Consider the following 21,365-nt stretch of genomic DNA (forward strand, 5'->3'; position numbering starts at 1 on the left):
ATTCCTCGGTTGAGATGCCACACATCCGTTCGCTCGATCGATGTCTTTGCTCGTCAATCCGCAGCCTTCGTGATCAACGCGCGGTAGCTATGCGGCATCCGCATCGCGACCAGATCTTTCCGGCGCACGACATTGGTCGGATAGACTGTATCGAGATTGGTCGTGTCCATCGTGGCTGTCGCCGTACCTTCGACATCGGGCGCGATGGCCTCACGGCGCGGAAACTCGAAGGTATCGGGCCCGAACACGCCGCTCAAGCCGGGGTATCCTTCTTCGGGATTGAACACGTTCGAGAACGCGAAATATAAATTATTCTCGCCGGCGCGAACCCGGAAGTGATGCCAATGATAGGGATCGGCGCCGGTTGGGATCGGATGGTCCTGCGGCACCTGAGATCCCGGATGCGGCGAGCTGAAACGCTCCTTCACCGCGGCCGGGCAGGCTATGAGGTCGCATCCCTCAAGCGCGAGGATCCGGCCGGCTTCGGGAAATGACGCGTCGTGACCGATCAGAAGCCCGATGCGTCCGACCGGCGTGTCGGCCACGACCCAAGCGTCGCCGGGGCTCGCCCAGTTGCGCTCGGCGTCCGTCAGATGGATCTTGCGATAGACCGCGACGAGGCCTTCGGGCCCGATCAGGCAGGCGCTGTTGTAAATCGCACCACCGTCACGCTCGGCAAGGCCAACCACAATATGCATGTTCAGCTCCGCCGCCAGTCGGCATAGCCGATCAGTGACGGGCCCCGGAATGGGCTGCGCCCGCGCGCCGGTCTCGACGAGTCCGCTCACCGCAAGCTCTGGAAACACGACCAGATCAGATCCGCTCTGAAGTTTTGCCTGTCGCGCGAGGGAAGCAATGCTGGCGAGATTTACTTCGACGTCGCCGCCGGGCTGCATCTGCGCGACCGTAATCTGCGAAATCCGCCCCGGAGGCCACGGTCTGTGGCCGTACAGCTTGAAGAAGTCACGCGGATTCCAGCTGAACGTATCGGAGAGCAGCCCGGCATAGAGTTCGGGGCGACGCTGGACGAACACGGCCTCGCCGCCGACACGCCGCGCGCGTGTCGCGTCGAGGTCCATGTCAGCGACCGCAAAGCCGTCGCCGCCGTCGATCACGGCGGAGACCGTGCCATCCGGCGCGATCACGCAGCTGCCGCCGCTGAACTGAACCGTGCGCTCCAGCCCCCAGCGATTGCTCTCGATCAGATAGCAGCCGTTCTCGAAGGCCCGGCTGATCCAGTACGGCGCCGGCGTGCGCTCCGCCAGCCAGTTCGAGATATGGCAGATCACGTTGGCGCCCTGCAGCGCGACCAGGCGCGCGGTCTCCACAAAATGAATGTCCATGCAGATCAACAGCGCGATACGTCCGATCGGCGTGTCAAACACCTGATGGCCGAGATCGCCGGCCGCCGCCCATTTCGGTTCCGAAATATAGGGGTGCGACTTGCGGTGCTGACCGATGACGCCGTCGGGCCCGATCAGCACCGCACAGTTGAAATGGATGCCGTCGCTGTCGATCTCCGGCATGCCGATAACGATGTAGCAATCATGCTTGCGCGCGAGCGCGGTGAAACGGTCCGTGGTCGGCCCCGGAACCGTCTCGACGAACGGCGCGACCTCGGCCCGATCGAACCAGCAGTAACCGGTGGTGCCCATCTCCGGGGTGACGATAAGCCGGGCGCCGGCCAGCGCCGCGGCCTCGCAGAGTTCGATCAGCCGCGCGATGTTGCGCTCCTTCTCGAACATGGTCGGCTCGAACTGGACGGTGGCGACCTTGTGCACGCGCGACATCACGGGCTCGCCCTTCAGACCAAAAACGACTTCTTGATCGAGGCGCCCATCGTGTATTTCGGATCCACCATGTTGCCGAGCCGGACGCGGCCGGCCTGCGTCAGCAGCATGTAGGCGTCGATTTCCTCAAAACCGTAGTCGGCCGCCATCCAGCGGCACAGCTCGCGATAGGCGATGCGCGCGGCATCCTCCATCGGCCGTGCCGAGCCGATCGTCATGATAAAGTCTTTGGTCTCCAGCCGCGGCCAGGCGATGCTCCAGCCCTTGATCAGGTCGACCTGGACCGTAGTCACGGTCGGATGCTCGATCGCGACGCCGCAAAGTTCGCCGTCGCCCTGTGCGGCATGGCAATCGCCGAGATAGAGTAGCGCGCCCTTGGTGTTAACAGGCAGATAGACCACCGCGCCGACACCGACGTCGGGCAGGTCCATGTTGCCACCGTAATAATCCGGCACGAGCGACGAGATCGCCTCAATCTCCGGCGAGGTACCGATGGTGCCGATGAAGGGTTCATAAGGCAACGTGATCTTATCGTTCCATTTAGTGCCGTGCTCGAGCGTGATCTCGAGCTTCTTGACCCGCTCGGGCAAGGCCGGATTGAGCAGCGCGGTCTGGCCGGTGCCGACCAGGCCGCCGAATTCCGGCATCACGACGGTGGTGCCACGCGGTTGCGGGCCCCGCGGCACGATGCTCTCGATGTAGACCGCAAGCGTATCGCCCTTCTCGGCGCCGTTAACCCAGATCGGCCCGTTCTGCGGATTGAGGAAGGGGAAGTTAAGAATTTTCGTCGGACTGTCGGTCTCGTGCTTGATCGCACCCTCGAACGCATCGTGGGTCTCGGCAGAGACCACCGCGCCGGGATCGATGGTGAGGACCGGCTTGACGTAGGGACCGTAGACATAATGGTACTTGCCCTGATCGGCTTCGGTGATCATGTGATGAATGCCAGGTTTGCCTTTGGCGACGCCCTTGCTTGCCATGATCGAATTGTCTTGCCAGGCCATCGATGTTCTCTTTCTCTGCTGTTAGCGACGTGGAACGGCTTCAAACCGCGAGGTGGCGGCGCATTTCCGCCTGGTTGTCGAGCGCGGCGTGATCGAGGCTCGCGACGATGCGGCCCTTGTCCATGACGTAGCATCGCTGCGCCATGGCGCGGATCATGTCGAGGTTCTGCTCGACCAGGATGATAGTTACGCCGGTTGCACGGTTGAGTTCGACCATGTTGCGGGCGATGTCCTGGACGATGTTGGGCTGGATGCCTTCCGATGGCTCGTCGAGCAAAATGAGGTTGGGATCTGATATCAGCACACGCCCGATCGCGAGCTGCTGCTGCTGGCCGCCGGACAGGGTACCGGCGCGCTGGCTCCAGCGCTCGGCCAGGATCGGAAAGGCGTCCAAGATGCGCTTTTTGGTGGCTCGAGGAATCTCGCCCTTGATCGCGGCGCCGACCACGATGTTCTCGGCGACCGTCAGGCGCGGAAATACGTCGCGGCCCTGCGGCACGTAGCCCATGCCGAGCCGCGCACGCTTGTGCGACGGCAACAGCTCTACCGCTTCACCGCGATAGACGATCGATCCGCTCATCGCCGGCACCAAGCCAATGAGGCATTTCATCAAGGTGGACTTGCCGACGCCGTTGCGGCCAATCACGGCGACGATCTCGCCTTCCCGCACCTCGATCTCAAGGCCCTGCAGCACCGGCTTGCCGCCATAGCCCGCGCGCAAACCCAGCGTCGAGAGGATCACTTCCTTGCGCGACTTCACGGACACAGGCTCACTACACATGGGCCTGCCCCAGATAGATGGCGGCGACGCGCTCGTCGGCGACGATCTGTTCGATCGAGCCTTGCGCGAACACTTGGCCGAGATGCAGCACAGTGACCCGCTGCGCAACTTGGCGCACAAAGGCCATATCGTGCTCGATCGCTAACACGGTCATGCCGTCGACATTGAGCCGCTGAACCATCTCGCCGGTCTGGTGCGTCTCTTCCGGCGACATGCCTGCGGTCGGCTCGTCGAGCAGCAACAGCCGCGGCTTCAGGCCGACCGCCATGCCGATCTCGAGCCACTGCTTCTGCCCGTGACTGAGATTGCCTGCAGTCTGCGCTTGGTCGGCCTCAAGGTTGAGGAACGTCAGCAGTCGGTCGATTTCGCGCGCAAGCTCGACGCCATGGTGCTGCCGCTGCAAAGCAATTTCGAGGTTCTGACGGACCGACAGTCCCTTGAACACGCCCGGCACTTGGAATTTGACCGAGAGCCCGCGGTGAATGCGCGCAAAGGATTTCAGCGCAGTGATGTTCTCGCCGGCGAACATAATATTGCCGCTGCCGGGGTGGTGTTCGCCGAGGATCAACCGGAACAGCGTGCTCTTGCCGGCGCCGTTCGGGCCGATCAGGCAATGGATTTCACCGGCTTCGAGTTCGAGGTCGACCGAATTGGTGACGTGCAGGCCGCCGAAATGCTTGTTCAGACCGCGCAATTCGAGCAGCGCCATCAGACGCCTCCCTTGCCGCGGTGTACGACGAGCCGAGAGAGACGATTCATGGCGCCGAGCACGAGCCCGTTCGGCGCGATCAGCACGGTCAGCACCAGCAGCACGCCCATGAAGACCAGCGCGTACTGGCTGCCATAGATGGTCAGCGCCTGAAAGGCCGCGAGCACCACCAGCGTGCCGATCACAGTCGAAGTTAGATCGCTGCGGCCACCGACCGCGACCCAGATCAACGGCAGGGCCGCAGCGGTCATGCCCATGCTCGACGGCGTGATGTATTGCCCCCACACCGTGTAGAGCGCGCCGGAGAGACCCGCGAGCCCGGCCCCGATCACAAAGGTGATGAGCTGATACTTGCGGACGTCGTAGCCCAGCATTTCCGCGCGTTCCGGATTCTCCCTGATCGCGACGATGACATTTCCGAAACTCGAATTCATTAGGATACGCAGGCCGAGATAGACCAGCACCAGGAGCCCAAGCACGAAATAATAGAGCCCGATATCGGCAAAAAGCACGATGTCGCCGCCGGGCCACGGAATCGTTAGCGGCGACATCGCGCTCATCCCGTTGAAACCGTTGAGGCGCGCCACGCCAACGCGCCATTCGGGGCCCGCAGTCTGGGCCATAAAGCGCTCCAGCATCAAGGTCACCGCCAGCGTGACGATGCCGAGGAAGACGCCCGCGATACGGCCGAAGAACATGAAATAGCCGAGCAGCAAAGCGAACAGCGCCGCGATGACGACCGCCAGCACCAGCGCGACCAGGGTGAAGCCGTAGGCGGCACCGAAATTGAGGGTGAGGATGCCGTAGCTGTAGCCGGCGATGCCGAAGAACGCGGTCTGGCCGAACGAGAGCGAGCCGCCATAGCCCCAGATCAGGCACAAGCTGAGCGCGATGAATACCCAGACGAAGAAATACACGGTGTTGCCGACGGTGTAGCCGTCGCTGAACAGCGGATAGGCGCACGCGATCGCGAGCACGATGGCGAAGATGATCCAGAACGCCGGGCCGCGGCCGATCGTCTGCGGACCTTCGAGGCGGCGGAGGAAACCAGGCAATCCGTTCACTGCAGCGGATCCTTCAGGTTCGTTCGCGCAGCAGGAATCCGGAAATGCCCTTCGGCAGTATCCGGACGACGATGATCACGGCCACCAAGAGACCGATCTGGCCGAACAATTGTCCCTGCCACGATGTCATCACCGACTTCACTACCGCAAGGACCGCGCCGGCGGGTGCCGTCCCAAGGAACACGTCGGCGCCGCCGATCACGACGGTGACAAAGGCTTCCATGATGAAGGTGGCGCCCATGGTCGGCACCAGTGTCATGGTCGGCGCATAGAGACCGCCGGCAAGGCCGGCGAGCCCGGCGCCGCAGGCAAAAGTGAGGCTGTAGATTAAGCGGGTGTCGACGCCGAGTGCGGCCGCCATGTGCGGCACCTGGATAGTGGCGCGGGCGAGCACGCCGAAGCGGGTCCAGTTGAACAGCGCATAGAGGCCGCCGAGCACGCCGAGCGCGGAGGCGAACAGCACGAGGCGGTAGGTCGAATAGGAATACGCGCCGACCTGAAAGCTGCCGAACGGGGTTCCGACGCCGGCCATGGTCGAGCCTACCATAATCAAGGTGCCCTGGGTCGCAATCAGGCTAAGGCCCCAGGTAGCGACGATGGTGTCGAGGGGACGGTCATAGAGATGGCGGATCACCACGAGCTCAACCAGCGCGCCGACCAGGGCCGCTACGATAGCGCCGGATAGGATCGCCAGCGGCAGCGGCAGCCCGGCATGAGCGGTGGAAGCCGTCACATAGGCGCCGCACATGATGAACTCGCCATGTGCGAGATTAATCACGCCCATCATGCCGAAGATCACCGCCAGCCCGCATGCCGACAGCACCAGGAAAGCGAAAGCATCGCCGAATTGATAGAGCGCCGAGAAGGCGAGTGTCGCGATGTCCATGAACCGACCGGATGATGGGGATGCAGGCTACGATACTTCAATAGTTAAAGTGACCATCGCCCCGGCGGCCAGGAGTACCCACCGGGGCGACGCCAACGCCCCGGTCAGGGTTTCGGCGGCGGGTTGGACGGCGTGTACTGTGCCATCGGATCCTTCTTGGTCAGGTCGCAGCCCGCATCACCCAGCCAATACGGCTTGATGTCCTCCCAGACTTTCGGGAACGAGATCGAGTGATCGGCACCGACCTTGGCGAGGTAGATGGTGTGCGACATGTGCTGGCTCTTCGGATCGATGCAGACCTTGCCTTCCGGGGCATCCATGCAGACGTCGCCGGCCGCGATCACCTTGCGAATGTCTTCCCGCTTGGTCGACTTCGCCCGTTCCACCATCTGCTTGTAAAGGTAGACCGCGAGATAGGAATTCTCGGCTTCCTGATTCACATAGGGCTCGCTCGGGAACTTGGCCTTGAACTTGGCGAAGAACGCCTTGCTAGTCGGGGAGTCGATCTCCTCGATGTAGTTGGTGGTGACGTACATGTCCTTCAGGCTCGGCGGCTTGAAGCGCTTGTGCTCATATCCCTGCCCGACATTGACCGAGGAGGCCATCGGCAGATTGACGTTGGCGGATGCCGCTTGTTCATAATAGGAGGCCTGCGCGGTGCCGACCAAGAGCGTCACCACGAAATCCGGTTTTCCTTTCTGAATGTTCTGGATACTTTGGGAGAACTGCGACACGCCGAGCGGGATGAACTCCTCGCCGGCCATCTTGCCGCCGTTCTCCTTGACGATCTTGCGCACCCATTCCGCCGAGATCTGGCCGAAATTGTAGTCGGCGGCGAGCGTGTAGACGTTCTTGCCGTATTTCTCCATCATGTAGGGAATTAGCGTGGAAAACTGCTGCTCCGGCACCGCGCCAGTGACGATCATGTGGCCGTCACAGACGCCGCCTTCATACTGATTGTTGTAGAACGCAAAGCCGTTGAATTGATCGACGATCGGGCGATAGGCTTCGCGCGAAGCGGACGAAAAGCCGGCGAACACCACGTCGACCTTGTCACGCTGCAGCACCCGGCGCATGAATTCCTGATAGCGGGTGTTGTCGGACTGGGTGTCGTAAGTAACGAGCTCGATCGGACGGCCGGCGATGCCGCCAGCCTTGTTGATCTCCTCGGTCGCAAGCTGGATCGCGTGCACCTTGCCAATGGTGGCCGCCGCGAAATCGCCGGATTGATCCTCCAGTACCCCGAGCTTGATGGGGTCTGCCGCGAACGCCGCACCTGCCGCGAGGACAAGCGTCCCCGTGAGGGCTACGGCGCGCAGCCCCCGCAATACACTTCTGGTCATGTCGGTGTCTCCTACATCGCTTGCTTGGTTCCGCCTCTCAGCGTGATGCTGTTCGCGCGGCCGGGAATGTCGGGCGAATCGACCCGTCTGCTTAGAAACTCCTCGCAGTAAAATTCCAGAGTCTGCCGCGCGCGCATGCTCTCGCGGCGAAGCTGGGAATAGGCGCCCTCTTCATCGAGACCGTCCTGCTTCATCAAGAAGATCACCGCGCGGATCACGGCACGGCGGCCACGGCGGCGACCTTCGAGATCCTGAAGACGGGCATACATGTTGTTGCGCAGCAGGAACTGATTGATGCCCATGAAAAGCGAGGTGTAAACGGCGCCGCCATGCACCGGTTTGCGCAGGAAGGACGTGGCGCCAAAGTTGACCAGCGCCTTGAGCCGGCTCGGCGCCTCAACGCCGACCAAACCGATCACCGGCACTGGCGGCAGGCGCGAGACCGGATTGACGTCGATCGCAACCGCGCCTTCGAGGTCGCCGTCGACGAACAGGATGTCACGTTCGGCCTGAAGACTGCCGATATCGATCTGGGCGCGGCCGCCGACAATTTCCGGGTATTCGCAGGAGACGCCGAGCTTAGCGAGCGTCGTTTCGAGCGTGGTCTCCCTTCCGCCGCGCGCCGTAATCACCAAAGCGCGGCCATCTTTGAAATTCTGCAGCAGTCGGGATGTCATGATTGCACCACTCTGAGCACGGGGGAGCGCATTGTGACCGCGAAACGCGGTGACGACTGGACGAGATAGGGATCGGGAGCGACGGGGCTGCGCGCTTCCAGCAGCACTTCGAATTGCCCGTTGGCGGCCGAGCGGCCGATGCGCGGCGTCAGCCAAGCGTGATAGGTCTGTGGATCAATGCGCACCTCACCCTGCGGCGCCAGTAGCCGCTGGTTCGCGACCGCAGCGCGCACGGGGCGGGCGTCGTCGGTGCCGGCCTGTTCCAGCGACGCGGCCAGCAGCTTGACCGCGATGTAGGAAGCTTCTGCATCGGCGGACGATACCGGCCCGTCAGGAAACGCCTTGGCATATGTTTCGATAAAGGCCGCATTCGGCGGCGAATTCAGGGAAGAGAAATAGACGCTGGAACTGAGATGCCCATCGATGGCCCCGCCGCCGATTTCGGCCAGTTCCGGTTCCGACAGCGTGCAGCTCGCCACCGGAATGTCATTAGCCTGATCGATGCCGCGCACTTTGCAGGCAGCGCGGAACGCACGGAAGAACGCGTATGCGCTGGTACCGATCAGATTGTTGAAGACGAAATCGGGACGCTGGTCGAGGATCGCCGATATCACCTGGTCGAACTCGGTGTCGCCCACCGACAGATACCGCTCCGCGATCACGCTGCCGCCGCGCGCGGTCAGTGCCTCGCGGAAGATGCGGTTGTTCTCCCAGGCCCAGATGTAGTTGGAGCCGACGCAAAAGGCCCGGTCGCCGACCCTCGATGCGAGGTAGTCGACCAGTGGCAGAACATGCTGATTGGGCGACGCGCCGGTATAGATCACATTGTCGGAGCTTTCGAAGCCCTCGTAATGCGACGGATACCACAATAGCCCATCGAACTTCTCGAAGCACGGAATGACCTCCTTGCGGCTCGAGGAGGTATAGCAGCCGACCACCTGCCGGATGCCTGCGCCGAGCAGTTCGAGGCTGAGCGCACGGTAACGCGCGAGATCGCCCGACGGGTTGACCACGATCGGCTCCAGAACCACCGGGCCGGCCGCCTCGGCATTTTCACGGAACGCCAGCATCGCGCCGTTCAGCATCGAGCGCGCGACGACGCTGTAAGGCCCCGTCGTCGAAAACATCACGCCGATACGATACTGCTTCCGCACCAATCACCCGATCAAAAAACAAAAAGCGCCCGCCGGCTGTGAAGCCGAGGGCGCCCTCGCCACCAACTGGACACGCTCGAACCTGAAGCGCGGTGTTGGAAATGGTTTGAACTTATCGCGTTAAAGGGCAGCTTTGCCCAACGCTTGTACGTTAGGCTCCCTTAGAACGACCATGCTGTCAAGCATGATGTTGTGGCTGCGATTGCATCAATTCATGACTTGCTGCAGAAAAACTATGCAAGCGCGGCGAGCCGCCGCAACCGTTCGCGCAAGTGTTCTATTTGTCCAACATCTGTATAAGGACCGCGTTGTAGCGCTGGGTCCGGTTGTCCCGTTTGACGGTGGCTCCGGCCGAGTCCTTTTCTGTCACGGTGCCCAGGTCATTCTTGTCGTGACGCCTGTACACGCGGGCACCGACGTCGAATAACCTCGACTGGGAGCCCGTCATTCATTTCCGCCGTTTCTGTGCGGTTTCATTTGGGCGCGATCAACCTGGCCGCTCAGCGCGGCGATGCCATGACGCGTGAAACACGCTCGCAGCTACGCACATGCCGATCGGGCGCTCATTCGGCGAATTAGCGACAGTTGCCAGTGTCCGCATTGCGCCGATTGTGTTGAAAAACTCGAAAATCGCAGGGCTCCGAAAATCTCGCAAATGTAGCGCATTGGCGATTTCAGACGCTGCAAGGCTTTGTAGAATCGATACGAGCGCCAGCGATCGTTTTTGCGGTAATTGATGTGGTCCCTCACTTCGCTGCGAAAGAGACGCACCAGCGGTCCTGAGAATTTTCAGTCATCAGCGAAAAAGGACTTTTTCAACACAATCCGCCAGAAGCGGTCGTTCCCGGGATGCCTGTTTTTGACCCATCTCAAACGACACGGAAAATGAGGTTTGGTTCTCGGCCATGCAGCTCGCCATGCAAACGAGAATGCGAGGTCATCTGCGCCGAACTCATGGACGATGTGCATTCCCTTTGTGCCAGTATTCAGAAAACCATCTGGTCACTATGGCTTTGCTATCTTGATTTGCGAGATGCTACTTTCGTGCTTTCGCAACGCCTTCACCAACTGGGTTTTCACCCGAGGTCAACGCGGGTAGATGAACCCGCGGCAACTTTGAAGCTGCTTTAGTTGTTCCGCAAAGGCTACGGCCCAGCAGGTGCCGGTGAAGAAACTCAATCTCATCCGCGACCACTGCCTCGTGGGACGGCCCATCGTAGATGTCGAAATGATCGACACCTGGATAGATGCGGAGCTCACCTTTCGGGGCTTGGCGCGCGGCCTCAATTGCAGGTCCCGGCTTGGCAACCCGATCGTCCGGAAGAGCAGCTTTCGAACTTGATGCGCGAAGCGGGAGTCAGTCCTTCGGCTCCGCTGACCAGCATGAAGCCGTCTCGCGCCTCGCTGGCGACGATTCATCGATTGGCGGATTGGCGCCATGTGGCTTTCGGCGGTTCTCTATTTGCAGCATCCATTGGGGTCGCTGCCTGGTGGTGGTCATCCTCCGTTGATATGGCGAGGGTGGCCCCCTTAGACTCGGGACCTCTGACACAGGCCGCGCCGGAAGCCTCCCCGCCGAAAGAGGTCGCGCCAACTGCTGTTACCCTGTCTACCGAGTTGGCGCAGCAGCTCCAACCGATGGCGCGCGATCTCGCGGCCTCGAGGCAAACGGTCGAACAGCTCAAGGTGAGGCAAGAACAGCTGGTCCGCGACAATGAAAATCTCGCGAGCCAACTCAAGGCGAGCCGGGAAGAAATGGCACGCTACAACAGTAGCATCGACCAGATCAAGGCGACCCAGATCCAGATGGCGCGCGAAAGCCAGACGCTCAACGAACGGCTCAACGCAAGCCAGGAACAACTCGCCCGCGTAATCGCCAACGCTTCAGAGCCAAGCCCGGTCTCCGAACCGGCTGAGATGATCCCCGAAGATTCAAAGGTGAGCCCCGAAGAGCCAAAGGTAATGCACGAAATACCACTGCCGCGTCCGCGACAGTCGGCCAATGTCGCCCAGACTCAAAAGCCGGCGCCAACCCCGGCGCGGCCGCAAGCCAAAAAACCGCAACCGCCATTCGCATGGCCATGGTCAGTGCGATAATGCACCCGGCCGCTTTTCGTGAAGTCCACTATGACGGCCCGGAGCTATTCGCTTGAACGCGAGAAGGGCCTCAAAGCGGCGGCGCCTGAGACCCTTCCTGGGCTGAGGTATCGCGCCGGGGGAAGGTACGACACGGCTTCAACGCACCACCCTCGTTCGCATTCCTAAGCTACGTCCGAGCCCGCCGGCGACCCCCTGCTCGGTCCTGCTTGCGCCCGCGACTTGATTGCTACTTTGCCTTCGCCATCGCCCCTGACGAAGAGGGCATGGAACTCCACACTATAGGGGTCGTCCAAGAGGAAGCAGCCCGCACGCTCGCCGATATGGCAAGGGATGCGATCCGGGGCCGCCGCACGGACGGCGCGGGGCACATGATGTCAATCGAGGTCAGAGACGACGCCGGGCCGGTAATGCAAGTGAAGTTTACGTTCGAGGTTCACCAGCAGAGACATTAAGACCGCCTCATTTGGCGCCTTTCCCTGTCTCGGGTGATCGGTACTGTCTGTATTAGCCCGGCTCACAGATGCCGCTGATCGATACTCCTGCGGATGTAGTTAGAGACGTGTCGTCCCGACTTAACATTTGTTGGTTCAGCTCCCTGTTCTCCGTGCCACGGTCATGGAAAATTAAGACACGCAGGGGACGATGAAAGATCATAAAACCCATCTGGAGAAGCTGCGCAAAGACGCGGCCGGCGCGCTGGTCAGGGACTTGGCTACCGACAAAGCGAAGCGTGAGATGTTCGACCGGCTTGGGCGCCATCTGGATCAACTAGCCGACGGGGTTGAACGGGCCATGAATGCTCGAAAGACCGGCTAAAGGTAGCGGTGCGAGTATGCGGGTAAAATCGCTACTCATTCTGCTGAGTGTCACGGCGCTAGGGGCTTACACTGTAGGCCGCCACAGCAGTCCCGTGAATAACGCGCCAGTCGCCTCGGTCGCGCAGCCCCCCGTGGCCAGGCCCGCGGCCGCCCACGCCCGCGAGAAGCCTGCACCGCCTGAGTTCAAGCGCAAGGTTGAAGGCGCGCTCACTGCGGCCCGCGATCGCCGCGATCATCGTTCAGGCGAGCCGCGCGCAGTACCATGCGGGAGGGCGGCCTTGTGCCTGCCCTGACGATCCCATGCGCAACGGATGAGCGTGCGCTCTCGCAGCGCCTACTCTCGACCGCGCGGCGCAGCGCCGCTTTGCTATCCTAGTGACGTGACGCCTGCGATGATCGACAGTTATAGGCAAAGGCAGGCGTCGCGATGATCAGACGCCGCCTCGCAGCAGATGAAGATAACCTTGCTCCGTCATCCATCTGGCGCGCGATAGGTGGCTTTCGAAGGCTCGCCGCGCGCGGCCGGCGGCGCGATCCAGGTCAATGTGCAGGAGTATCCGCGAGACATCCCGCCAGTCGGCACCTTCCGCATCGGCATCGAGCAGACGCAAGTACGTGACGATATGCTCCTCGTCGTAGGTGGTGACCGCTGGATCGGCTGGGACCAGATCAGCGACCTTAGGATCGAGCGGCGGCGACGAGAGTGCGACACGCGGCACACAAACTCAGCCCCGGCTTTAGGTCAAGTCGCTAAGTTAGCAATCTGGATTTGCGGATGTACCACATTCAGCGTCCGACCGTCCTTGCAACGGAGAGCTATCGATCCTCATCCGGGTGCACCCACTTGTAAGGCGTGATCTCACGCGTCTCGGTCAGCTTGATCATGTGCACCGGCGGCGCGTGGCGGCCCTTTCGGCATGATCGGCATTTCAGCGAAGCCTCCAACTTCCATAGCGGCGTCTCGCGCGGTCGGCGGATGGCGTCCGGCGGCAGGCTGACTCGCGTCTTGCAGCGATTGCATTCGACCTCCAGCCGACCCAAACCGCCATTCAGACATTGGCCAATGGTCGGGGACGGTTGGGCGGGCCCGCCGTAGCCTTCCAAGCGGAGCGACCACGCCTCGGCCTCGGCGCGGTTGGCGTCCCGGATTGCCTTCCGGGCAGCCTCCCGGGTGCATTTGGCGCGCATCTCGGCTCCCATGATCTTGCCGCCCCAGGTGACCCGTCGCGTTTTGGTGCTCATGGCCACGATTACAGCGCTACGGCCTCGACTGGCAATCCACGATCACTAGAATGACATCGGCCCCGTGGCACTTAGATAAGGTTGGAACCGTGGAAGCGGAGAAGCGTCAAGTCACGTCAGACTTACCGCCACCGTCGAGGGTGAAATGGCCCTGTATTTCAGCCGCGTTGGTCCTGCAACAGAGGAATTAGAGATATGGAGCGCGAGCGAAGGCGGCTTTTCGTTCGTAATCAGTAACGAGAGTAGAGATGGGCCTGGACTTCACGGCAAGCCCGGCTTTGTAGCTTCTTGGCGTCCCATCCATATTAACAAGCCTGCGATCAGGGTGGGCGGATCACCCTTCAAGACGTTTGCCGAAGCCGAGACGGCCTGTGAGGCCATGTTGGCGCACCTGACCAGATAGTTTCGGCTTTGGCGCAGCCGAAGCAAAGCTGACGAGGGACCAATGACGTTTTCATTTACGTCAACACGCGCAAGCAGATCGGAGAAGACCATGTCCAGGTATTCGCAAATGTGGATGCCGCAGAAAAGTGGTTCGAGAACGATCCTGAAGGCGTCGCGTTCGAGTGCGAGGTATTAGAATAGTCGTTGATGCGCGCGCCTCTGTCGTGCGCACGTGCGGGGTGGTAAATCGTGAGCGCACAATGGGGCTCGGTGTTGCACTTTGGTAACCCGTTATTTTGCTCGCAAGCGATAAGTTCATCGCTTTGGGAGAGAGGCATATGGACGTGTATTTGAACACCAAACGTGATCTGCTCGTTGTGAAGAAGGGATATCCGATGCCGCCCGCTGCGGCGCAGGGAAAATGGCGCAAGAGCAAGAAGCGGGTTATCAAAGTCAGCGACGAGATTAGCTCCGCGCTCCAGAGGCAGGGCTACTACATGCGCAAGCTAAGGGACCTGCATAGTAATAGAGACTAGCGCAAGAATGATCCTTTGCGGCAGCCTTCTTCCGGGTAATGAACCGCTACGTCGGCAACCTACCGCCAATGCCGGGCGTCTTTCCCGACTATCCCGCGCCGGTCGTTCGCAATGCGGGCACCGAACGCGAATTGACGTTGATGCGCTGGGGCATGCCGCCGCCACCGCGCACCGGCGGGCCGCCAGTCAGTTATTTGCCAGCTTCTTAACCGCCTTAAACTCACCTGACTTCTTGCTGCGCTTAGTCCACGCCGTCGCGCCGTCCAACTTGGTCTTCACCTGCGACCGCTTCTTCACCGCGCCTTTCCTGGCGTTGTCGCCTACCGGTTTATTGACTGTCATGCTCATCCTCCCGTTGCTTTACATCTGGCGACGACGGGAGAATCCTTGACGCTTCCGAATGTTCCCGGGCGCTTGGAGCGGCCAGCAAGCCGGGAACATGACCCAACCATTTGAGTCGATCTGTTTTGTTTAGTGGAGTTTCTGGCGTGGCGTTTCAGCGCAAGAAGGCGGCGACGATCGGCGTCAAGGCGTCCTACCCCGACTTCATCGAGCCTGCGCTCGCCTCGCCCATTGAAAGGGTACCGAGCGGCGAACGCTGGCTACACGAAATAAAGTTCGATGGTTACCGGGTGCAGATCCACCTCGTGAACGAGGCGGTGAAGGTCACTGGTTTCGCACTCGACGGCAACAAGTGGGACGGCATCTACGTCGGCCGGCGCAAGGGCGAGGATCTGATCTACGCCGGCAAGGTCGACCACGGCTTCGACAAGACCTCGGCGGCAGCACTACGCAAGCGACTGACGCCGCTGATCCGCAAGACCCAGCCCTACACCAAGCGCATCGCGAACAAGGGCATCTGGGTCGAACCTGAGTTGCTAGCCGAGATCGAGTACCGCGCCAAATCCGCCGAGGGGAAGGTGCGCCATCCCTTCTTCAGGGGCCTGCGGAAGGACCTGTGATGGACATCTACGACGATGCCGAGTGGACCGCGATGGATATAGAAGCCTGTTGCAAACCTGCCGATGGGGCCGGAAGAGATCGGTCGCTTGACGACCGCCTATGAGCAAGCATTGCACGCCATCGGCATCGTTGACCGGGGCGATCCGCTGGCTGAACTCCTCGCCAGGAAAATCATCGAAGTCGCACAGACTGGCATCCGCGAGCCGGCCGACATCTCTGCTCAAGCGATCAAGGAAATCGGCATCCCAACGTACAAGCCCTCATGTCGCGCCAACCTCGTTGATCGTCACCAGGAAGCGCTTCTCCTTGGCCACGTCCCGAGTGATCTCGACCGATTGCACGATACCTGTGAAGGACGCGAAGCCGCCGCTCAGGTCCAAGCCGGAAATGCTGATAGCCTGTCCTGTCCGCCGCGAGTGATTGCAGCGGCGAACCGAACTTGCGTTGTCCTCGCCCAAATAGATTTGCGGCATCAGCCCCGTGATCCCAGCACCAGTAGAACGCACTGGCACCATCGAGCAGCCGAGCCGCCCGAAATCTAATTTGAGATTACAAAGATGCTTTGAGATTACAAAGATACTTAAAGATGACAAAAACATACTTTGAGATTACAAAGAGAAGGGCCTCAGCGGCACCGCTGAGGCCCTTCTTGGGTTGAGGTATCGCACCCTGGGGGACATGGTGCGACATCGCTTCAACCCACCAGCCATTCGCTTCAACGCACCACCCTCAGTTCACGTTCCTAACGGCCGAGCCGACGCTCGCGCCGCTTGCGGCTGCTGCTGACCTTCCTGACCCTTAGTGCGCCGTCTTGAATTCCGCGATCTTCCGCGCGCCGTCCCATAACTCTACGTCGTGTCCGTCCACGAGCAATTTGGCGCGCTCTTTGGCTGCTTCGTCATCGTCGCATTCAATGTCCACGCGATGGACGATATGGCCGTTCCAGCCAATCATGTAAGCTCGATAGGCGTGCATGGGTGCGCCTTTCTCACCTCGGCGATTGCAGCCCAGGCGACCGCAGCCAATCGTTGATGCGGCTCGCTGTGTCTAATTGCCTGACCGTCGTAGCAAGCGCTTCATGCTCAGGCTTTGGAGCGGACGCGGCGCTGCATGACTACCTCTCTCGATTAGGGGTCCTTCGATTAGGGGTCCTAGACCGTTGTTCAACTGAGAACGCCGAGATTGCCGAACGGATCCAGCGTTCCGTTTGGTATCCGACTCTAAAAGTTGATTTGGAGTCGGAAGAAGGCGGAACGAGCTTAGCACTTGCGCATTCAATCCCGTGCCGGTTCACCCCCGGCACATTCCCGTGACAGCAGCCTCGGTCCCCCCGCCGAGGCCGTTTCGGTTCGACAGGTTTAACGTCGGCCGCCGGCTCCCGCCTTCTTCTTTTTCCCGGCCTTCTTCTCGACCCGCACGCCCTTGAATTTTATCACGCCGCTTTTCTTCTTCGCTTGCTTTTTTAGCGCGCCCATCCGTGTTGCCTTCCGTCACCGGAACGACGTCGGCACCCAGGATGAGGGTACTTTCGCGGCTCAATGGCTGGCCTATGCGCTCCCCTGTCAACGCTTCGCCAATACCCTCACGGGCATCTGCGCATGACTCGGGGTCGATGCGGTTCGCTACTCCTTCATCGTGATGGACTTGCACCATCTACTCCTTGCCGGTCTCCCGGCGCACTCCGGTTTACCCCGAAACCGGACTCAACTCGGCAATCGCGGCATGTCCGAAATGTGCCAATACCGTCCCAAGGGCCTTGCTCGATCAACCTATTGGCGCGAAAAGATCGACAGTGGTGGGTGGGAATGCTCATTCGGGAAGTCATGCGCGCCGAAGCGCCTCCATTTTCCGAGAAGCGGGGCATGCTGATGAGCGACGAGAACACCTGGACAGGCCCAGTCGTGGACGCCCATGCCCACTTCTGGGATCCGATCGCCAACGATCATCCCTGGCTGCGCCCGGACGTCATAATCCCGCTTCGTTACGGCGACTATTCCGCAATCAAGCGACGCTATCTGCCTGACGACTATCGCAAGGACGCCGCCGGTCACGCCGTCTGCGAGACGGTTTATGTCGAGACTGAATGGGATCCGAATACGCCGCTCGACGAGACGCGCTACGCATCCGGACTAAGCGCCCGCTATCGCCTGCCAAATGCGATCGTGGGACAGGCATGGCTCAATCGCGACGACGCCGCCACGATCATCGCCCAGCAGGCGGCATTTCCGCTAGTACGAAGCATCAGGCACAAGCCGGGAGGACCAGCGTCGCCCAATGAGGTCGGTCGTACACGGACGCTGATGTCCGATGACACATGGCGGTGCGGATTCGCTCTCCTGGAAAGACACGGCTTGCATTTCGACTTGCAGACGCCGTGGTGGAATCTTGACGAAGCGATCACGTTGGCGCGCGACTTTCCGCGTATGTTGATCATCCTCAATCACGCAGGCTTGCCGGCTGATCGCAGTCCGGAAGGGCTCGCGGGCTGGCGCGCTGCGATGGCGCGCCTTGCCGAGGAGCCGAACGTCCGCGTCAAGATTTCCGGCATCGGCTTGCGCAACCGTCCTTGGAGCGTCGACGACAACTGCTGGATCGTCGAGCAGATTGTCGCCATGTTCGGCGCGAGTCGCGCGATGTTCGGCAGTAATTTCCCAGTCGATAGCTTATGCGGATCGTTCGACACGATCTTTTCAGGCCTTAAGCGGATCGCCGCACGCTATTCGAAGGCGGAACAGGCGCGGCTCTTCTGCGAAACAGCGCGCGAAGTCTATCGCACCAACGAAAATGCGCGGACGCCGTCCCAAGCCAGCTGAACACTCGGCCGCCGTATGGATCACGCCGGTGACACTACGAGACTTCGCATGTCCCTTTCTCCACGATCGCGCGTGCAACTTTTCGCGAACCGTGGCGCGACCAGGCCCTGACGACCTGGGGCAGCGGCTTCTCCCCACACAAGAGCTTGACGAGGTCATCTGGTCTGCTTACTGGTCTTACCAAGGTAAGGTCAGCGAGGGAATACGGGTGGAGCTGAAACGGGTGGACGACGGTGAGAAGGGCTTCGAGAAGGTGTTCGCCTTCTTGCGCGATCGTCTGCTCGCCGGCTCGCTGAAACCCGGCGATCGCCTGGTCTCCGAGCGCGATCTCGCAATTCAGCTCGGCGTAGGTCGGCCGCTCGTTCGCGAGGCGCTTCGGGCGCTGACGATGCTAGGCATTGTCGAGATCCGGGATCGCATCGGCACTGTCGTGACGCGACCGGACGTCTCCGTCCTGAATGACTTCTTCACCTTCGCGCTCGCCCAGCAGGCGGACATGCCGGATGACGTGATGCAGGCCCGCGTCGCGATCGAATGTCAGGCAATCAGGCTCGCCTGCGAACGCGCAGACATCGCCGATTTCGAACGTCTGCAGGCAGCGCTGGCGAGGATCGCGGAAACGATCAACGAATCGGACGCCGGCGGTATGGCCGACTTCGAATTCCATCGCACGATGGTGCTGGCGTCACATTCGCAAACCCTGGCCGTCCTGCATAATTCCATGGCGGGCCTGCTGACTCATGTGCATCGCAATCGCCGCGAGCTCGTGCAGGCGTTCCCTTCGATGAAGACGTATCTGATCGACGATCACCGGCGCATCTTCGAGGCAGTCGTCGCCCGCGACCCGGACCACGCCGATGCAACGCTGCGAAAGCATTTTCAAATCGGCGACGAGTACCGAAGGCGCGCCATCGTCGGCGAAACCGACAGCATCACGGCGTCGCCGGCGGCAAATCTCCAAACCAGAAAACGAGCCAACAGCAGGAAGACCACATGAAGATTGTCGTAGGTTCGGATCACGCCGGCTTTCCCATGAAGGCGGAGGTGCTGGCCTTCTTGAAGGAGAGCGGGCATGAGGTGCTGGATGTCGGCAGCTTCGATCCCGCTCCGGTCGACTTCCCGGATATCGCACGCAAGGTCGCCGCCGCCATCACGACGGGCGAGGCAGAGCGCGGCCTCATGGTGTGCGGCACGGGCGTCGGCGCCTCGATCGGCGCGAACAAGATGAAGGGAATTCGGGCTGCCGTGTGCCACGATGTCCATTCTGCCCACCAATGCGTCGAGCACGACGACGTCAACGTCATGTGCATCGGCGCGCAGATCGTGGGTCCCTGGCTCGCCAGGGATCTGATTGCGGCCTATTTGGGCGCGACATTCTCCACCGCCGAGGAATTCCGGCGTCGGGTGGCCAAGCTCGCGATCATGGATGACGAACGTTAGGAAGCAAACGAACACCAAGAAACAAGACAAACGGGAGGAAGCAGTGTTGAAAAAGATTGTAGCTTCGATGGCGCTTGCCATCACCGCGTTGGCAACCGTAATGTCCATCGCACATGCGGACGCGCTGGACGACATCAAGAAAGCCGGCAAGATCCGCATCGCCATCGATCTTGGCGTGCCGCCCTATGGCATGACGGATGACAAGCTGCAACCGACCGGCCTCGACGTCGAGGCGGCACGGCTTCTCGCCAAGGATTGGGGACTTGAGTTCGAGCACGTGCCAACCACAGGCGCCTCCCGGATTCCTGCGCTTCAGACCGGCAAGGCCGACCTCGTGATCTCGAGCCTCTCCTACACGGCCGAGCGCGCGAAGGTCATCGATTTCTCGTTAGGCTATGCCGTGCTGCGAACGGTCATCGCTGCCCCGAAGTCCGTCGCCCTCAAGTCGCTGGCTGATCTCGATGGGAAGACGGTTGGCACGGTGCGCGGCACGACGCACGACACGCAGCTGACAAGAGAGGGGCCGAAGGGGATGAAGCTGGTCCGCTACGAGGATGACGCCACCGAAACGCAGGCCTTCCTCAGCGGACAAGTCGACATCTTCTCGACTGCGGAAATGATGGTCCCGCAGATCGACAAGAAGAACCCGGCGCGGCAGGTAGAGCTGAAATTCGTGCTCGACAACTTCAAACTCGCTGTCGGTGTGAAGAAGGACGAGAAGCGCCTCGTGGACGAGGTCAACGCCTGGATCACCGCCAATCTCAAGAACGGCCGGCTCAATGAGCTGAACAAGAAGTACTTCGGTGACGACCTGCCCGAACTCATTCTGAAGCAATAGGACCGGCCATGACCAATATGATCTCTCGGCGCCTGATCGCAGGTCTGGCGCTCGCAACCCTGTCGCTATCGTTTGCGCCGGCACAAGCCGATACGCTCGACAACATCAAGAAGGCGGGCAAGGTCCGGATCGCCATCGACACGGCCATCCCTCCGTTCGGCATGACAGATGACAAGCTGCAGCCGACTGGATCGGACGTCGATACCGCCCAGCTTCTCGCCAAGGATCTCGGGGTTACCCTGGAGATCGTGACCACCACGGGCCCCACGCGCATTCCGATGCTGCAGACCGACAAGGCGGACCTCGTCGTCTCCACGCTGTCGATCACGCCCGACCGTGCCAAGGTAATCGACTTCTCGATTCCCTATGCCGATCACCCGTCGGTCGTGGCGTCGCTAAGCACGGTCCCGCTCAAGGAGATGTCCGACCTGGCCGGCAAGAAGGTCGCCGTCGTGCGCGGCACGACGCAGGATACTGATCTTACCCAGCAGGCGAAAGGCGCCCAACTGGTGCGCTACGAGGACGACGCCACGATGGCGCTCGCATTCGCGTCGGGCCAGGTGGACATTCTTGCGACGGCGCGCTCGCTGCTGCCGGCAATCAGCAAGAAGAACCCGACACGCACGGCAGAGTGGCGCATCACAATGCAGACGTTCTACCTCGCCATCGGCATGCGCAAGGACGAGCCCAAGCTGAAGGAGTGGGTGAACGGCTGGGTGAAGAGCAACCTTCAGAACGGGCAGCTCGGCGCAATCTACAAGAAATATCATGGCGTCGACATTCCGGTGGAACAGTTACTGAAGGCGGGGAACTGAGCAGCAGG

The 21,365-nt window shown here is 61.0% G+C and carries 25 protein-coding genes and 1 pseudogene; 12 read left to right on the plus strand and 14 right to left on the minus strand.

What is annotated here, in order from left to right:
- Positions 1-53 precede the first annotated feature (53 nt).
- The 9 genes from C7G61_RS09285 to C7G61_RS09325 form a co-directional block, all read right to left on the minus strand.
- Positions 54-1,790: a nitrilase-related carbon-nitrogen hydrolase gene (locus tag C7G61_RS09285; RefSeq protein ID WP_108513791.1), complete on the minus strand. Its 1,737-nt coding sequence runs from the start codon at positions 1,788-1,790 to the stop codon at positions 54-56.
- Positions 1,791-1,804: 14 nt separating this feature from the next.
- Positions 1,805-2,794 carry an acetamidase/formamidase family protein gene (locus tag C7G61_RS09290; RefSeq protein WP_057852233.1) on the minus strand — a complete coding sequence of 330 codons (990 nt, stop codon included), beginning with the start codon at positions 2,792-2,794 and terminating at the stop codon, positions 1,805-1,807.
- 40 nt (positions 2,795-2,834) lie between these two features.
- Entirely contained in the window at positions 2,835-3,575 is a 741-nt protein-coding gene (locus tag C7G61_RS09295) for an ABC transporter ATP-binding protein (RefSeq protein WP_108513792.1), read from the minus strand.
- Complete coding sequence (locus C7G61_RS09300) at positions 3,568-4,284, minus strand: ABC transporter ATP-binding protein (protein WP_108513793.1); 717 nt, start codon at positions 4,282-4,284, stop codon at positions 3,568-3,570. Before C7G61_RS09300 ends, C7G61_RS09295 begins: the two co-directional genes overlap by 8 nt.
- On the minus strand, positions 4,284-5,348 hold the full coding sequence (locus C7G61_RS09305; RefSeq protein ID WP_108513794.1) for a branched-chain amino acid ABC transporter permease: 1,065 nt from the start codon (positions 5,346-5,348) through the stop codon (positions 4,284-4,286). The genes C7G61_RS09300 and C7G61_RS09305 overlap by 1 nt, the downstream gene beginning before the upstream one ends.
- A 13-nt stretch (positions 5,349-5,361) precedes the next feature.
- Positions 5,362-6,234: an ABC transporter permease subunit gene (locus C7G61_RS09310; protein ID WP_108513795.1), complete on the minus strand. Its 873-nt coding sequence runs from the start codon at positions 6,232-6,234 to the stop codon at positions 5,362-5,364.
- A 104-nt stretch (positions 6,235-6,338) separates the two neighbouring features.
- Entirely contained in the window at positions 6,339-7,577 is a 1,239-nt protein-coding gene (locus tag C7G61_RS09315; RefSeq protein ID WP_108513796.1) for an urea ABC transporter substrate-binding protein, read from the minus strand.
- Between the two features lie 11 nt (positions 7,578-7,588).
- The gene (locus C7G61_RS09320) at positions 7,589-8,254 is read right to left on the minus strand and encodes an ANTAR domain-containing response regulator (RefSeq protein ID WP_108513797.1); all 666 of its coding nucleotides are present in this window, start codon (positions 8,252-8,254) and stop codon (positions 7,589-7,591) included.
- Complete coding sequence (locus C7G61_RS09325; RefSeq protein ID WP_420836750.1) at positions 8,251-9,408, minus strand: transporter substrate-binding domain-containing protein; 1,158 nt, start codon at positions 9,406-9,408, stop codon at positions 8,251-8,253. The genes C7G61_RS09320 and C7G61_RS09325 overlap by 4 nt, the downstream gene beginning before the upstream one ends.
- Positions 9,409-11,046: 1,638 nt before the next feature.
- Here C7G61_RS09325 and C7G61_RS45920 point away from each other — a divergent pair.
- From C7G61_RS45920 to C7G61_RS44540, 3 genes are all read left to right on the plus strand, one after another.
- A complete protein-coding gene (locus C7G61_RS45920) occupies positions 11,047-11,505 on the plus strand; it encodes a hypothetical protein (RefSeq protein ID WP_244608205.1) in 459 nt (152 codons plus the stop codon).
- A gap of 209 nt (positions 11,506-11,714) precedes the next feature.
- The gene (locus tag C7G61_RS45655; RefSeq protein WP_420836743.1) at positions 11,715-11,960 is read left to right on the plus strand and encodes a DUF6894 family protein; all 246 of its coding nucleotides are present in this window, start codon (positions 11,715-11,717) and stop codon (positions 11,958-11,960) included.
- A 190-nt stretch (positions 11,961-12,150) separates the two neighbouring features.
- Entirely contained in the window at positions 12,151-12,324 is a 174-nt protein-coding gene (locus C7G61_RS44540; RefSeq protein WP_190241742.1) for a hypothetical protein, read from the plus strand.
- Between the two features lie 433 nt (positions 12,325-12,757).
- Here the strand turns inward: C7G61_RS44540 and C7G61_RS09340 are convergent, their stop codons facing one another.
- Positions 12,758-13,045 (minus strand): DNA -binding domain-containing protein, encoded by a 288-nt coding sequence (locus C7G61_RS09340; RefSeq protein ID WP_108513801.1) that lies wholly within the window; start codon positions 13,043-13,045, stop codon positions 12,758-12,760.
- 97 nt (positions 13,046-13,142) lie between these two features.
- Entirely contained in the window at positions 13,143-13,568 is a 426-nt protein-coding gene (locus C7G61_RS09345) for a hypothetical protein (RefSeq protein WP_108513802.1), read from the minus strand.
- A gap of 722 nt (positions 13,569-14,290) precedes the next feature.
- Between C7G61_RS09345 and C7G61_RS09355 the strand changes: the two genes are divergently transcribed.
- Both C7G61_RS09355 and C7G61_RS45930 read left to right on the plus strand, forming a co-directional pair.
- Positions 14,291-14,488, plus strand: a complete 198-nt coding sequence (locus tag C7G61_RS09355; protein ID WP_108513804.1) for a hypothetical protein — start codon at positions 14,291-14,293, stop codon at positions 14,486-14,488.
- A 38-nt stretch (positions 14,489-14,526) separates the two neighbouring features.
- Positions 14,527-14,679 (plus strand): annotated as a pseudogene (locus C7G61_RS45930) (SOS response-associated peptidase); the annotation flags it as partial.
- Here C7G61_RS45930 and C7G61_RS44545 read toward each other — a convergent pair.
- Positions 14,675-14,830: a hypothetical protein gene (locus tag C7G61_RS44545; RefSeq protein WP_190241743.1), complete on the minus strand. Its 156-nt coding sequence runs from the start codon at positions 14,828-14,830 to the stop codon at positions 14,675-14,677. The pseudogene C7G61_RS45930 and the gene C7G61_RS44545 overlap by 5 nt on opposite strands.
- A 146-nt stretch (positions 14,831-14,976) precedes the next feature.
- Here C7G61_RS44545 and C7G61_RS09365 point away from each other — a divergent pair, with 146 nt between their 5' ends.
- Both C7G61_RS09365 and C7G61_RS44550 read left to right on the plus strand, forming a co-directional pair.
- A complete protein-coding gene (locus C7G61_RS09365; protein WP_108513805.1) occupies positions 14,977-15,450 on the plus strand; it encodes an ATP dependent DNA ligase in 474 nt (157 codons plus the stop codon).
- An 87-nt stretch (positions 15,451-15,537) separates the two neighbouring features.
- Positions 15,538-15,993, plus strand: a complete 456-nt coding sequence (locus tag C7G61_RS44550) for a helix-turn-helix domain-containing protein (protein WP_190241744.1) — start codon at positions 15,538-15,540, stop codon at positions 15,991-15,993.
- Between the two features lie 256 nt (positions 15,994-16,249).
- On the opposite strand, the gene C7G61_RS44555 is transcribed toward C7G61_RS44550, so the two are convergent.
- Positions 16,250-16,426 carry a hypothetical protein gene (locus C7G61_RS44555; RefSeq protein WP_190241745.1) on the minus strand — a complete coding sequence of 59 codons (177 nt, stop codon included), beginning with the start codon at positions 16,424-16,426 and terminating at the stop codon, positions 16,250-16,252.
- A 315-nt stretch (positions 16,427-16,741) separates the two neighbouring features.
- Entirely contained in the window at positions 16,742-17,101 is a 360-nt protein-coding gene (locus C7G61_RS43845; RefSeq protein ID WP_145963586.1) for a hypothetical protein, read from the minus strand.
- A 155-nt stretch (positions 17,102-17,256) separates the two neighbouring features.
- On the opposite strand from C7G61_RS43845, the gene C7G61_RS09375 reads away from it, so the two are divergent.
- From C7G61_RS09375 to C7G61_RS09395, 5 genes are all read left to right on the plus strand, one after another.
- The gene (locus C7G61_RS09375) at positions 17,257-18,264 is read left to right on the plus strand and encodes an amidohydrolase family protein (RefSeq protein WP_244608206.1); all 1,008 of its coding nucleotides are present in this window, start codon (positions 17,257-17,259) and stop codon (positions 18,262-18,264) included.
- Between the two features lie 208 nt (positions 18,265-18,472).
- Positions 18,473-19,261 carry a FadR/GntR family transcriptional regulator gene (locus C7G61_RS09380; protein ID WP_108513806.1) on the plus strand — a complete coding sequence of 263 codons (789 nt, stop codon included), beginning with the start codon at positions 18,473-18,475 and terminating at the stop codon, positions 19,259-19,261.
- On the plus strand, positions 19,258-19,704 hold the full coding sequence (gene rpiB / locus C7G61_RS09385; protein ID WP_108513807.1) for a ribose 5-phosphate isomerase B: 447 nt from the start codon (positions 19,258-19,260) through the stop codon (positions 19,702-19,704). Before C7G61_RS09380 ends, rpiB begins: the two co-directional genes overlap by 4 nt.
- 43 nt (positions 19,705-19,747) lie before the next feature.
- The gene (locus C7G61_RS09390) at positions 19,748-20,542 is read left to right on the plus strand and encodes a transporter substrate-binding domain-containing protein (protein ID WP_244608207.1); all 795 of its coding nucleotides are present in this window, start codon (positions 19,748-19,750) and stop codon (positions 20,540-20,542) included.
- Between the two features lie 8 nt (positions 20,543-20,550).
- Positions 20,551-21,357 (plus strand): transporter substrate-binding domain-containing protein, encoded by an 807-nt coding sequence (locus C7G61_RS09395; RefSeq protein WP_108513808.1) that lies wholly within the window; start codon positions 20,551-20,553, stop codon positions 21,355-21,357.
- Positions 21,358-21,365: the final 8 nt, after the last annotated feature.

This window comes from Bradyrhizobium algeriense (assembly GCF_003062295.1).
GTDB classification, from domain to species: domain Bacteria; phylum Pseudomonadota; class Alphaproteobacteria; order Rhizobiales; family Xanthobacteraceae; genus Bradyrhizobium; species Bradyrhizobium algeriense.